This is a genomic window from Salinivibrio sp. AR647 (assembly GCF_001995415.1).
Lineage (GTDB): Bacteria > Pseudomonadota > Gammaproteobacteria > Enterobacterales > Vibrionaceae > Salinivibrio > Salinivibrio costicola.
Genome location: NZ_MUFE01000010.1, coordinates 11,700 through 25,857 on the forward strand (window position 1 = coordinate 11,700; position 14,158 = coordinate 25,857).

Annotated in this window: 11 protein-coding genes; 7 read left to right on the forward strand and 4 right to left on the reverse strand. The window is 45.9% G+C overall.

Annotated features, from left to right (window positions below; all coding sequences use genetic code 11):
• Position 1 precedes the first annotated feature (1 nt).
• From BZG76_RS12325 to BZG76_RS12335, 3 genes are read right to left on the reverse strand one after another with little or no spacing between them, the layout of a single operon-like run.
• Complete coding sequence (locus BZG76_RS12325; protein WP_049845552.1) at positions 2-1,660, reverse strand: AAA family ATPase; 1,659 nt, start codon at positions 1,658-1,660, stop codon at positions 2-4.
• A complete protein-coding gene (locus BZG76_RS12330; RefSeq protein WP_077461587.1) occupies positions 1,660-3,744 on the reverse strand; it encodes a DDE-type integrase/transposase/recombinase in 2,085 nt (694 codons plus the stop codon). The genes BZG76_RS12325 and BZG76_RS12330 overlap by 1 nt, the downstream gene beginning before the upstream one ends.
• A complete protein-coding gene (locus BZG76_RS12335) occupies positions 3,731-4,561 on the reverse strand; it encodes a heteromeric transposase endonuclease subunit TnsA (protein WP_074375065.1) in 831 nt (276 codons plus the stop codon). Before BZG76_RS12335 ends, BZG76_RS12330 begins: the two co-directional genes overlap by 14 nt.
• Before the next feature lie 329 nt (positions 4,562-4,890).
• Between BZG76_RS12335 and BZG76_RS12345 the strand changes: the two genes are divergently transcribed.
• Entirely contained in the window at positions 4,891-5,367 is a 477-nt protein-coding gene (locus BZG76_RS12345; RefSeq protein WP_241824092.1) for a hypothetical protein, read from the forward strand.
• Between the two features lie 135 nt (positions 5,368-5,502).
• Positions 5,503-6,783, forward strand: coding sequence for a hypothetical protein (locus BZG76_RS12350; RefSeq protein WP_198532348.1), 1,281 nt, complete (start codon positions 5,503-5,505; stop codon positions 6,781-6,783).
• 436 nt (positions 6,784-7,219) lie between these two features.
• On the opposite strand, the gene BZG76_RS12355 is transcribed toward BZG76_RS12350, so the two are convergent.
• Positions 7,220-8,380 carry a 2-octaprenyl-3-methyl-6-methoxy-1,4-benzoquinol hydroxylase gene (locus BZG76_RS12355; protein ID WP_077461588.1) on the reverse strand — a complete coding sequence of 387 codons (1,161 nt, stop codon included), beginning with the start codon at positions 8,378-8,380 and terminating at the stop codon, positions 7,220-7,222.
• A 282-nt stretch (positions 8,381-8,662) separates the two neighbouring features.
• On the opposite strand from BZG76_RS12355, the gene miaB reads away from it, so the two are divergent.
• Genes miaB through lnt form a run of 5 tightly spaced genes read left to right on the forward strand, consistent with a single transcriptional unit; the run spans position 8,663 to position 14,125 of the window.
• A complete protein-coding gene (miaB, locus tag BZG76_RS12360; protein WP_077461589.1) occupies positions 8,663-10,087 on the forward strand; it encodes a tRNA (N6-isopentenyl adenosine(37)-C2)-methylthiotransferase MiaB in 1,425 nt (474 codons plus the stop codon).
• A gap of 54 nt (positions 10,088-10,141) precedes the next feature.
• Complete coding sequence (locus BZG76_RS12365; RefSeq protein WP_077461590.1) at positions 10,142-11,227, forward strand: PhoH family protein; 1,086 nt, start codon at positions 10,142-10,144, stop codon at positions 11,225-11,227.
• Positions 11,224-11,694, forward strand: coding sequence for an rRNA maturation RNase YbeY (gene ybeY, locus BZG76_RS12370; protein ID WP_025744482.1), 471 nt, complete (start codon positions 11,224-11,226; stop codon positions 11,692-11,694). Before BZG76_RS12365 ends, ybeY begins: the two co-directional genes overlap by 4 nt.
• An 18-nt stretch (positions 11,695-11,712) precedes the next feature.
• Entirely contained in the window at positions 11,713-12,585 is an 873-nt protein-coding gene (corC, locus tag BZG76_RS12375; RefSeq protein ID WP_025744481.1) for a CNNM family magnesium/cobalt transport protein CorC, read from the forward strand.
• Complete coding sequence (gene lnt, locus BZG76_RS12380) at positions 12,572-14,125, forward strand: apolipoprotein N-acyltransferase (RefSeq protein ID WP_077461591.1); 1,554 nt, start codon at positions 12,572-12,574, stop codon at positions 14,123-14,125. Before corC ends, lnt begins: the two co-directional genes overlap by 14 nt.
• Positions 14,126-14,158 lie beyond the last annotated feature (33 nt).

Here is a 14,158-nt window from a genome sequence, read left to right on the forward strand (position 1 = left end):
ATTAAACCGCCTTTTCTAGTAATGACTGAATGTCTAGAATCAGACCCGAATTTGACATTGCGGTGTACACTTCGCTATCAGAATCAGATTGAGAGTGAACAAACCTCAAATCCTCACTATCAAGGGTATGCCATTGCGCCTGTTTAATTGAGGAGGCCCTCTTGCCTTTACTTGGCTTAGGCTCTTTTTTAGATAGTAACTGTTCAGGGTTAGTGAGTTGCTCATGTACCAGTGGCAGTAAGCTGACCCATGTCAAATCTGGATTCAGGTCAAACAGCTGTCGTATTACAGGAGCTAAAAGTGTTGAGTCAAACTCGTCTTTTAGGGCCATATATACACGTCGCTCTTCATCGGTTCTGAGCTGTTGATATGCAAACTCCTCTGGTGTCTGCTTAACAGTTGTTGCTACCTGTTTTTGTAACTCAAGTAACCTTTTATCAGTATTGCTTAGTTTAAGATCTGAAAACTTAATCATTTCTTCAACATCACCTGAGCGAAGCGCTGCTAGCATTGGATGAACAGGTTTTAATTCATCCTCATAAACTTGTTGCATTAATTTAGGTGTGATCCTTTCTACTTTTGTCGCTATTGCTCTCAACTGACACAAGACATATAGCTTAACCACAATATCTAGAACACCTTGGCTCAGGTCATACCATAGAGAACGAATGTCATCCGACAGCACCTCATCACGTTTTTGTAGCCATTGAAGAGTCCATAACTTATCCGTGAGCGCTTTCCATTCTCTTCCTTCTTCCATTGGATCCCAAAAAATCGCTCCAAGACCAGAGCCTCGCCTTGCAGATCTCATATCAGCCTCAAATATCTCACGAGCTCGTGGTGTCCCGACCAAAATCACAGGAAGACCAATGGTATTTACTAACGTCACAAAGAAATTGAGCATTTTCTCAGAGCCACCAGAGCGAGAACGACTAAGGTGCTGTATTTCATCAATAATAAGAACACCTACTGCGTGAGCATTTGCAACCTGAGCCATTGCTGCTAAAAGTGTTTCAATACTCGGTCTTTTGCTCATCGAGTATTGTCTTTCGTAATTTGATGTGCCTAACGCTCTATCCATCGCACGAAAAAAGTTCAAGCACAGCTCTTTAAGTGATCCATCATGGGAGCAGTCAATTTTTAGATAGACGACTTGCTCAAGGTTTCTGTCAGGGTGGTAAATAACTTGAGGGTATAACGACAAAAGCTGCTTGATCGCTGTTGTTTTGCCATTACCGCTACATCCAATCAATGTCATACTTTGGGCTGTAGAACTAACTTCCGTGAACTTTATCGCCTTTAAATCACCAGTTAATACACGTTCGTAACCATTTTGTATATGTCTTGCCCAATCACCTGTTTCGGGGTTTCTTCCAACATAACCACGCCGTATCATCAGTGACAGTCGTTCGTGCAACTGTATGTGCTGACTGAGGGGTTGAAAAAAATCATCAATAACACGACAGATACTATGCGCTCTTTCAATACCATTTCGATGGATATCTTCTGCGGTACACCTCAACGAGCCCTTTAGAGCACTCGAGTCGTCCAAGAAACTATTTATTGGTGGTAGTGCCTCTATCAGCGGGTTACCTCGATAAGCTGAGAGTGTTGCACCTTGATAGACTGCAACTACACGATGATCTTGATTTCTCTTCATCAGCTATCACCCTCATCATCAAAGAGCTCCGGTATGAAGTCAGGCAGTTGATAACTTTCCTCCTCTCCATGTATAGGTATAACCGGTGCAACTTCTTCTTGTTTTGCCCTCGCGGGCTGTATTGCTAGTTCCTTTCTCTCTTGCTCTCGCGCATTCCGTTTATTGCCTTTGATGTCATTTATCTTTTGCGCGTTGCTCAATGTACTGGTTTTACGATTTTTTGTAGCTTTCTTCAGTTTCTTTTCAAGAAGATCATCAAAATCTCGTTCTACGGGTGCAAATTGATACTTAGCTTCAGCTAAAATCTGCTTTTGATCTGCTTGACGCTCCCATACTTGATACCAAGTTAGATCACGGAACTCTCTACTTCGACTAGAAAGATCACAAACCAAAAATGTATTTTTTCCTTCTTCAGGAAACAGATATATGTGATTAGCAGAACCAAGCTCATAGGCTGCAAATAGTTTTTTAGGTCTAGACACTTCCGAAGAACGGTGCATCCAACCTGTCTGAATAATTTCTTTTCCTGTGTAGGTTAATCCCCATAACTTTATGCCCAATTCAGATACAGTGACTTTTTGACGAGGTAACAGCAGTATTTTTGCAATATCCGTATCAATAGCTCGTAAACGCCCAGTACGATTCTGTAGGCCCCACCTCCAAAGCTCAATAGGGATCGATGGAAGGCTTTCTGGCATATCAGGAGCACGATCGTACTTATCCAATGGCTTGTTTAAGTTGTGAGCAAGTATTGAATAGAGCAGTATTTCAATAAAGTCTGATCTCGCCACAGCAGCTTCAACTCTATAGTCTCTTTCACCATGCTTCTTAACCTTGTTACCAGTTACGACACCTGGCATATAGGGCTTGAACTTAGCCTGCAATGTACCAAATGATCTCTCGACAATGCCTTTAGCATCGCCTCTTCGAGGTGGAGCACTTTCAAGGCGAACACCAATAGCATCAACCAAATAATTTGCTTGATGGCTCATCAATTCGCCACGATCAGCCAGCAACACATCGGGAATGCCTATGCATGGCCACTGTTCTTCTGAAATATTGATACCATATTTTGCGCAAGTTTCTATTTTGCTGCTAAAGCTGCATATCAGTGCTTTCATTGCAACGGGGAAAGATGGGTTATCGAAGCCAATATAAAACCCTGCAACCATACGGCTAAAAACATCAATGACCATATAAATCGTCGGCCGACCGATAACCTTGTCTGCATCGTCATCATCGACCAAGTAAATATCTGCAATGGTGGCATCAATCTCATATCGACTCCCTGGGCCTAAAGCTTGCTCGGTTGCAGTTCCATGTAGTGGCCTAACATCTTTATTGTAATTGCCTTGAGGTGTTTGAACGGTAAGCTTTGTGACATTGCTATACTCGGTTTTGTAGAAGTATCTAAATTGGCGGAGTGTTGGAATTTCATGCTCTTCAACACCTGGGTTCTTTAACTTATATGCTTTTGAAAACTTTCTATGTGCATAAGCAACGGAGTTCCCTTTATCATTCATCAAATATTTATCACAAATAATTCGGAACTGTTTTCTGATTTCTTCAGTGACTTGTTTGCCATCACCGACACCGTAAACCCTAGACTTACCAGCTTTATTTGTTGTGAAGTTTCTTCTCTTTCCGGCAGCGCCTGAGTTTTTGTAGTCTGGTATTAGGGCATTTTTTATTTGTCCACGCTGCCAATATCTCCGAACTAAACGATAGATGGTCGATTTGGTTTTATTTGAATTGGCAACCGCATGACTAACCCTTTTTGCTCGAACCCTTTTGTCAAATGCTCCTTCACCATCTACGATAGGCTTAATCAAATCAAAGTCGTTCTGCCTTTTCTGATATGCATTTGACTCTTTGGTCCAAGACTCTCCTTGAAGGTATGAATAAGGGTCCGGAATTTTTTCTATACGCCCTTCATCAACCCAGTTACGGCATTCATCAAAATAGACTCTTTCCGGTAAACCTTTATCCTCATCAATAGCAATCCAATAGAAGTAATTTGTCTCGGTAAAAAGCACGCGGTAAGCCTTACCGTCAAACGCTAGAGTTTCGTTAACTGGCCACATTACGATGCCCCCCGAACAAAGAAACGCTTCTAAACGCAATTTCTTTCGCTTTCAAACGATGAAATGGTAAACGAATATCGAACGTTATAAGCCTTGCTGCACACATTAAACGAATATCATAAAGCGACTGACCAAGATCTTGCTGGTATGCCATGTCATACTCTTTACACAGATCAACGACTTTTCTTTCTGGGTGTTGAACAAAATAAGCACTGATATGCCCAAAAGTAAGCGATAGCTCATCCGTTATTACTTCATCAAAGTACCCCTTAACCCCGTATAACCACTCAATATTCGATACGACTGTTTTGTCTATCTCTTTATCTGTTACGAGGAACCAGGGGATTCTTTTTAGCTGCCAATAACGGCGTTCTATTTCTAGCTTCTCAATAGTTCTCGGATCTTTTAAGTCTTTGGAATATTTTGCTTGAATAGCGAACTTGGGCTGAGTTTTAGAAGCGGTGCTAACCAAAAAGTCAGAGGACATGACAAGATTTACCCCTCCTTGCGAAGGGTGCCAAAGTTGACCGTCCTTGGAAATATTGAGAGTGTCATCTCTGTTGAGTGGAAACTGCTCACGAATGTCTGTTACGGCAGGGTTATGGTCTAGAAGGAGAAAGACTGCGAACTCAAGATCCGATAGTACATGATGAATCCGCCCCGTTAGGTGAGAGTAAACTCTCTGAGATCGACCTTCTGAAGGAACCTCATTGACATACAGCCACGGCTTATAGCCAGAAAGCCTTCCTGCACCTCGGCCTTCACTTATCCGCTTGATGATCTGCTTTTCAGTTAAAACGTACTTTGATTTTGCCATAACAAAAACCCGGTCAACTTTTAATCAGTTTAACCGGGTTTAAAAAGTTTTCAACTTTAGTGGTACAGTTTCAAACTTTAATGTCACAGTTCCAAACTTTAATGTCTACCGACAGTCCTGCCACCTTTAACCGAGACTGCCCAGAAGAATGCGGATAAGCCTAAAGCCTACGATAATACCGCCAACCGTAAGCTTCTCGACTCAAAGCGGGTGTCGTCATTAGAGGCTGAGAACATTGAATTAAAAGCCAAGGTTAAAGTGATTGAAAAGCGACTTGAGCGCTTTTGTGCGCTATCTGAAACCTTATCCGAAATGGGGTTGATGCCACGATGAATACCGCTTTGTATGAAGACCAAATGCGTGTCACCAGTATCCCTTATCGATCGACCAAGATGGTGATATTCAGCGGTGTACCGCTGGCGAAAGACTCTTACAAAACCAATAGTGGGAAGTATTACGTCACCATCAAAGCCGACCCCGATAGCATCCCTGTGCTTCCAACGCTAGGTCAGCATTGGTCAGTCAAAGGTGCTCGCCAGATAGAAGATATGGAGATGGGTGATTATGTAATGCATCAGCACACTTATGAATCACCCAAGCGTATTGAATGCACTTTACCCGAAACAAGTGAGCAACTGATACGCTTTATCACCAGAGAAAGTGACTTCAAGGGTATTGGCGAAAGCAAAGCTAGGGCGGAAAGAGAAATTCATATCGTTGGGAGTAGCGATGATATGAAGCGTATTACCGAAGCACCGAGTCACTCTCACAGGCGGAATAGTTACCTGAAAGAGCTACTGAAATAAGCATTTTGAACTCATACTGGCTTAAGTACGTTACGATAGACAGTTGTTACATAAAGGTAATTTCTTCTTTGACTAAGCTACTCTAACGTCTTTAGTATGACGTTATCGAAATTGTGTTAGAACATAGGAAAAAAAATGGCATCACCATTAGCAGATCTTGATGAGCTTGTTTTGAAGTGTCGGGATGATAAGGCCAAAAAGTATATCAAAGAAGCTGTTGAATGTTACAAATCAGGTGCATTTCGTTCATCCATAGTTTCTACATGGATTGCAGTCACTTTCGATCTAATTGATAAGTTTAAAGAGCTATCGGCTTTAGGTGACAAAGAAGCTGAAAAACAAGTCGAGGAACTTGAAAAAGCAAGGAGAATCAATGACATCTCAAGATTTTTGCAACTCGAACGAGAAATTGTAGAAGTAGCCAGAGATAAGCTTGAGCTAATTTCACATACCGAAAGCGTGGACTTAGAGCGCCTCCAAGAAGATAGGAATCGTTGCGCACATCCTTCAATGAATCTCGAAGGTGAAATATTCAACCCATCGGCTGAGCTGGCGAGGTTGCATATAAGGTCAGCGGTTAATCACTTACTTCAATTCCCACCTTCACAAGGCAAGTATGCTCTAGAGCGTTTAATTTCTGAAGTAGAGTCAAAGTATTTTCCGACAAGGAAGGAAGATATACTGTTAACACTCAAAAGTAGCCCACTTATTAAGCCAAGACATAGCCTTTTGAGAAATGTGATGGTCGTACTTTTTAAAAAGGCACTAGACCCAGAAATAGATGCCCTTTTAAAAATGAAGATCCATTCAGTTATCGATGCTATTGGTATACTACACAAAGTGCAATACGATGAAATTCTTAATAAAGATCTATCTCGGATAGTTCAGCAAGTGCCAGACAAAGAATTGAAGTATGCCATAGACTTGTTGGTGAACATTGATGACTCATGGGTATACTTAGACAATGTGGTACAACTTAAACTAACTTCATATGTGTCTGATCTTCCGTCGGAAGATTTCGATCACTTCGAACAGTTGTTAAACTATAAGCCTTTACAGAAATCTGCCGAAAAACGCTTAGGCAGAGCCACAATGAGAGAGTTAAGAGATATCATCCCATTTGATATAGATGACAGAATAATCGATCGAATGATCGATATATACGCTCTTTCCAATAATTTTTATGACGCAAACGGCTGGGTGGAAGAAACAAGGAGCTATGTTTCTGATTTCTCGGAGGGGCATATAAGAAAGATTATTAATGTTGCCTCAGAAAACAATCAGATTACGGGTAGTAATGAGTTCCCTAAACTGGTTCGCGCAATTCGAACTCGAAAGGTTATTACCGATCAAGAACTCAATGAATTACTGAAGAAAAATGGAATCGAAGATTTAGTTGTAAAACTAACCCCCTGAACTAACTTAACAAGTGAATATTGATTGGAGAAGTAGTTTGTCTTGAACCTTTTCATAGCGATACCTCAGGCTAGTCGTAAACGCAAAATTATCAAAACTATTAACATACACTTTCCAAAAACGTGTCCAAAAAGATGGTCAAGAAAAATCATAAATGCCTAGCGAGTAGTGAGCTGCGCGAGCGTCAGGAGTGGCTTTATTATTTTACTTTACCATCATTCCCTTAAATACCCTTTTGGCAGGGTGATGGTTTCACGCAGTGAGACCATCGCCTTGCTAAGCATTCAGGGACAAAAAAACGTACACACAATTATACATAGTATGTACGTTTGTAAGCCTTAGTCAAGGCATTACCAGTAAAGCTCTTCTACTCACTCACTCGCTAATAGACATAGTTTTTACTGTATACTCCCGGAGTGGGCTTTTTTGCGTTTATCTACAAGCCTAACGCATACTTCAATACATGTTTTTTCACCGGGCCGCTGTGTTCAGCCAGTTTAAACACCGCATTACGTGCCAGTTTTAAAGGCGTGATTCGGTTACTAAACGCGGCATAAAATACATCCATCCCGGTTTGCATCACCATGTTATCCGTACGGCGTGCTTTTTCGTACGCCGCTAACGTTGACTCTGCTTGCCATTGTGCGCCTGCATCGGCACAGGCATCCAGCAACGCGCTCACGTCTTTGAAGCCTAAGTTCACCCCTTGCCCCGCGAGCGGGTTAATGGTGTGGGCGGCATCTCCCATGACTACTACGCCGTTACGATGGTATTGCTGGGCATGACGACGCGTTAGCGGAAATGCGCCCCAGTTGATGGGGGTGACATCACCCACTTGTGGTGGGAAATGGCTCACTATCTCGGCTTCAAGCTGCTCAGCATTGAGCTGACACAACTGTTGAACTCGCGCCGGGCTGTCATACCACACTAATGAGGCATTGTTGCCGCACAATGGCAGTAATGACCGCGGCCCTGAGGGAAAGAATTGCTGCCAGGTAATATCTTGTTGGGGCGCGGCCGTTTCGACATGAATTAACATGCAATGCTGACGATAATCCCAGCTGGTAAGACCGATTTGCGCGTAATCTCGCACTTTCGAGTGGGCACCGTCGGCACCAATCAACCAGGACGCTTCTAGTGTTTCGCCACTGTCTAATTGGAGTTGATGCAGACCGCCCGCCTGCGTCATACCCGTGATAGAGGCCGGTGAGACAAGGTGCAAATTGTCAAAACGAGCAAACTGTTGCCACAAGCCGAGTTGAATCAAGCGGTTCTCGACCATATATCCTAACTGTGGTAATTCGAGTTGGTCGGCACTGAAACACACACGGCTGTCTTCTGCTTCCCAGGTTTCTAATCGTCGATAGGGACAGACTCGCATTGCTTCAATGTCGGCCCATGCGCCTAAGTCTTGAAGCAAACTGACAGACGCATGAGATATCGCAGAAACCCGTAAATCCATCGGTTGTGACGCATGGAAAGGATCCGGTTCTTGGCGTTCTATCAATGCCACCTGCCGACCTTGGCGGGCAAGTCCTAATGCGGCAGCGGCACCGACCATGCCACCGCCGACAATAATAATTTCAAATTGATTCATGACTGTCTCTTTGTCCCGTTAATGCCAGCATTCTACTGAAGGTAAACGAGAATTCGATATCAATCCGATCAAAGTGGGGGCAAATTCGCTTTTCCGATCTCGTTTTGCGGCGTCGGCTCAATCACTTATCCAGATTGACACCATTTCTCCCAGCCTGTGATCTGGTCAGCGATATAGGAAAGCAGTACAATACGCGGCTTGCCAAGCTGATTGACTGATTAAAAACCATACAGCTTGAAAGGGTAATGTCGACCATAAGATTAATAATGAGCGTGAAGTTACATGGCTAAGAAACTGCTGATCAAAACCTGGGGTTGCCAAATGAATGAGTATGACTCATCCAAGATGGCAGATCTGCTAAATTCTGCCGGTGGCTATGAGCTGACCGAACAACCAGAAGACGCAGATGTTCTCCTCCTCAATACCTGTTCAATTCGTGAAAAAGCACAAGAAAAGGTATTCCACCAACTGGGGCGTTGGAAAACACTCAAAGACAAGAATCCAGAGCTGGTGATCGGCGTTGGTGGTTGTGTGGCAACCCAAGAAGGCGATCACATCCGCGAGCGTGCGCCTTATGTGGACGTCATTTTTGGCCCCCAAACGCTACATCGCCTGCCTGAAATGATAAAACAATCACGTGGCGATAGCGGCACAGTGATGGACATTACCTTCCCAGAAATTGAGAAGTTTGACAGTCTGCCTGAGCCGCGTGCCGATGGCGCAACAGCGTTTGTCTCCATTATGGAAGGCTGCTCGAAATACTGTACGTTCTGTGTTGTGCCGTATACGCGCGGCGAAGAAGTGAGCCGTCCGCTCGACGATGTGCTGTTCGAAATTGCCCAGCTTGCCGAGCAAGGTGTGCGTGAGGTAAACCTGCTAGGCCAGAATGTAAATGCCTATCGCGGTGAGACCCATGATGGCGACATCTGTACCTTTGCTGACTTACTGCGCTATGTCGCCGCTATCGATGGTATTGATCGCATTCGCTACACCACCAGTCATCCGGTTGAGTTTACCGATGATATCATTGAGGTGTATCGTGATACGCCAGAAGTGGTGAGCTTTTTGCACTTGCCGGTACAAAGTGGCTCTGATCGAATCTTGACCATGATGAAACGCCCGCACACGGCGATTGAGTACAAATCCAAGATCCGTAAGTTGCGTCAGGCACGTCCCGATATCACCATCAGCTCAGACTTTATCGTCGGCTTCCCGGGAGAAACCGAGCAAGACTTTGAAGCGACCATGAAGCTGATTACCGATATCGACTTTGATATGAGCTTCAGCTTTGTGTATTCACCTCGCCCAGGGACGCCAGCGGCAGATATGCCTGACGACACACCAGAGCAAGTGAAAAAAGAACGCCTGTACCGTTTGCAGCAGCAAGTGAACAGCCAAGCGATGCGCTATTCACGTATGATGCTAGAAACCGAACAACGTATCTTAGTCGAAGGGCCATCGCGTAAGAATCTTATGGAGCTGCGCGGCCGTACTGAGAATAACCGAGTGGTCAACTTTGAAGGCTCTGTCGATTTGATTGGCCAATTTGTTGACGTAAAAATTACTGAAGTGATGCCAAACTCGCTCCGCGGTGAGCTGGTTCGTACCGAAAAAGATATGGACTTGCGTGTCGCCGTCTCGCCAACCGAAATCATGGCGAAGACGCGCAACGAAAACGAGCTTGGTGTTGGTGTATACACGCCATAACGCGTTCATCAATTCAACGGCGTCGGGTGACCGGCGCCGAAAGCGAGGATAATCTTGTCTAAAATCATCTCTCTTGACCTTACATTAGAACCTGCCGACAACACCCGTCTTGCCAACTTATGTGGCCCGTTTGACGATAATATCAAACAACTAGAGCGCCGCTTGGGTGTTGAAATTAGCCACCGCCATAATGCCTTTACGGTGATGGGCAAACCTCACACCGCCAACGCCGCCGTCGACATCTTAAAGCGGCTGTATGTGGATACGGCTCCCGTGCGTGGCAGTTCGCCCGACATTGAGCCCGAAGCCATTCATTTGGCGATCAAAGAGTCTGGCGTGTTAGAACAGAACACCGAATCGAGCATCCCTTACGGTAAAGAGATTAACATCAAGACCAAAAAAGGGGTGATCAAACCGCGCACACCAAATCAGGCGCAATACATCGCCAATATGGTCAATCATGACATTACTTTTGGCATTGGTCCGGCGGGCACAGGTAAAACCTACCTCGCCGTCGCAGCCGCGGTAGATGCACTTGAGCGCCAAGAAATTCGCCGTATTTTGCTGACACGTCCTGCGGTAGAGGCCGGTGAAAAACTGGGCTTTTTGCCCGGCGATCTCAGCCAAAAAGTCGATCCTTATCTGCGCCCTTTGTACGATGCCTTGTTTGAAATGCTTGGCTTTGAGCGGGTCGAAAAACTGATTGATCGTAATGTGATCGAGGTAGCACCGCTGGCTTATATGCGTGGCCGAACCTTGAATGATGCTTTTATCATCTTAGATGAAAGCCAAAACACCACGGTCGAGCAGATGAAAATGTTCCTGACTCGGATTGGCTTTAATTCACGGGCCGTCATCACCGGTGACGTTACCCAAGTCGATTTACCGCGCAATGCCCGCTCAGGGCTACGCCATGCGATTGAAGTGCTGTCTGACGTGAATGAAATTAGCTTTCACTTCTTCCAAGCCGACGATGTGGTGCGCCACCAAGTGGTTACCCGTATTGTTCAGGCCTATGATAAGTGGGAAGCAGAAGATGCGAAGGCACGCAAAGAGGCTGAAGCACGTCGCCGAGAAGCGCGTGAAGCACAGCAAGTCGCGGTGCAACCAACCTCTATCCCACCACAGGACCCATCATGAGCTATTACGTCGATGTGCAGGTCGCCTGTGATGACGAACAGGGGCTGCCCAGTGATGACCAGCTTCAAGCTTGGTTTGAACATGCAATACGCGAAGCCAAGCCTCAAGCGGAAGTGACGATCCGGATTGTGGATGAAGGTGAGAGCCAGAGTTTAAATCGCGACTATCGTGGCAAAGATAAACCGACGAATGTGTTATCTTTCCCCTTTGAAGCACCTCCTGGGGTAGACATAGATTTACTCGGTGATCTGGTGGTATGTCGCCAAGTTGTTGAGCAAGAGGCACAGCAGCAAGGCAAAACGCTGATGGATCACTGGGCACATATGGTCGTCCATGGTAGCTTACACTTATTGGGCTACGACCATATTGAGGATGATGAAGCCGAGCAAATGGAAGCCTTGGAACGAAAGATCCTGGCAACCATGGGGGTCAGTGACCCTTATGCGAATGACTTCATTGAGCGTTAACTAACTGAATGAAATTGAATGAACGACGATAATTCGCAAAACGCAGACGGTCCGAGTAGGAAGACCTTCTTCGAACGGCTGGGTCAGTTTTTCCAAGCTGATCCAAAAGACAGACAAGAACTGGTGGACGTATTTCGCGACTCAGAGCAAAACGCCCTGATCGATCAGGACACCCGGGATATGCTGGAAGGTGTGATGCAAATCTCTGACATGCGTGTGAGAGATATCATGATACCCCGTTCGCAGATGGTAATCGTTGAACGATCGCAGTCATTGGAAGCGATCATTAATATTATTATTGATGCCCAACACTCACGTTATCCTGTGATCAGTGATGACAAAGACCATGTTGAAGGCATCTTGCTTGCGAAAGATTTGTTGCGCTATCTGCGCCCCGATGCTGAAGATTTCGACATTGAAAAGGTCTTACGCCCTGTTGTGGTGGTACCAGAGAGTAAGCGGGTTGACCGTCTACTTAAAGAGTTCCAAGAAGAACGCTACCACATGGCGATCGTCATCGATGAATTCGGCGGGGTATCGGGTGTTGTCACCATTGAAGATATTCTCGAAGAAATTGTAGGCGAGATCGAAGACGAGTATGACGATGAGGAAGAGCAAGAGATTCGCCAACTCAGTCGCCATACCTTCTCGATGAAAGCACTGACCACCTTAGAAGACTTTAACGAGCATTTTGGCGCCCAGTTCCAAGATGACGTGGTAGACACTATCGGTGGGTTGGTTATGACCAGTTTTGGTCATCTTCCTGATCGTGGTGAAGAAGTCGACATTGGTGACTACCATTTTAAAGTGACGGCCGCTGATAGTCGTCGTATCATTCAGCTACAAGTCACCATTCCAGACAGTAGCGAATCGAACAGTGAAAACGCCTAACCGTTTACGCCCATTGGGGCAGCCATTATTGGCTGCCCTTTTTGGTGCGCTTGCCACCCTCGCCTTTTCCCCTTTTTCCTATTGGCCCTTTATGTTGGTCGCACTCTGGGGCTTGTTACTTCTTCTGCAAGTTACTTCCTCGCCAAAACGCGCGGCTTGGATAGGTTTTAGTTGGGGGCTCGGCCAGTTTACAACTGGGGTAAGCTGGGTGTATGTCAGTATTGACCATTTTGGCGGGATGCCTGTGATCGCAGGCCTGTTTTTGATGGCACTGCTTATCGTCTATTTATCGCTTTACCCCGCGCTATTCGGCTGGCTGATACATAAATCACCCATCAAGCAAGCGGGCATAAAATGGACGATGCTGGCACCTGCCTTGTGGTTAGTGGTTGATTGGCTAAGAGGCTGGGTATTTACCGGTTTTCCCTGGTTATGGCCTGGTTATAGCCAAATAGACAGCCCGTTTGCGGGTATCGCCCCGGTACTGGGTGTACAAGGGATCACGCTCGTCTTGGTGTCGCTTGCGGGCTTAGCCGCCTTAGTGACCCCCCATTGGGGACAATGGCAGGGGCGTGCTCGCCTCTTCGGTATGATCGCTATCATAGGGTTTTTTGCCGTCAGTGAAGGACTCGGGTCGGTCAAGTGGACAACCAAAACCGATCAGCAGCAAACGGTCTCACTGATCCAAGGCAACGTCCCTCAAGCACTCAAGTGGCGCGCCGACCAACGCTGGCCAACCTTGATGAAGTATCTGGATTTAACCCGTCAACATTGGGACAGTGACGTGGTGATTTGGCCAGAAGCCGCCATTCCCGCATTAGAGCGAGATCTTCCCCGCTTTTTTTCGCAGCTGGACCAAGCGGGCAAGCACAATCAAACCACGGTGATCACGGGGGCGCTCGATCAGCGTGAGGATGGCACCTATTTTAATAATGTGCTCGCGCTCGGTGCAAAAACGCCGCGCTATCAGTATCCAGCACCCGCCCAGTACAGCAAACATCACTTACTCCCCTTTGGCGAGTTTGTGCCGTTTGAGTCACTGCTTCGTCCTTTGGCGCCGATTTTTAATCTGCCCATGTCGTCATTTTCCCCAGGCGAAGCGATTCAACCGGCTTTGCCTGCGAACGGCTGGGAATACATTACCGCCCTGTGTTATGAAATTGCGTTTCCCGCGCAAATCCGTGAAAACCTCACCGCCAGTAGCGACGCCATTATTACCCTCTCGAATGACGCCTGGTTTGGACGCTCTATTGGGCCTTGGCAACATCTAGAAATTGCGCGTATGCGCGCGCTCGAGTTCGGATTACCCGTGATCCGAGCCACCAATAACGGGGTGACGGCTTTAGTCGATGAACGCGGTCAGATTGACGCCTCATTGCCACAATTTAAGACGCAAGTTTTAACCACACAAATTACTCAAACACAGGGGCTGACACCCTACCGTCAATGGGGAAACGGACCGCTTTGGATGTGGATTGTTATCAGTGGCCTGGTGAGTCTAATTGCTTGGCGTCGTGCTACTTATCCACAAAAAGGCTAGCGGTCGTCGCTAGCCTTTATGTTTGACTATTGC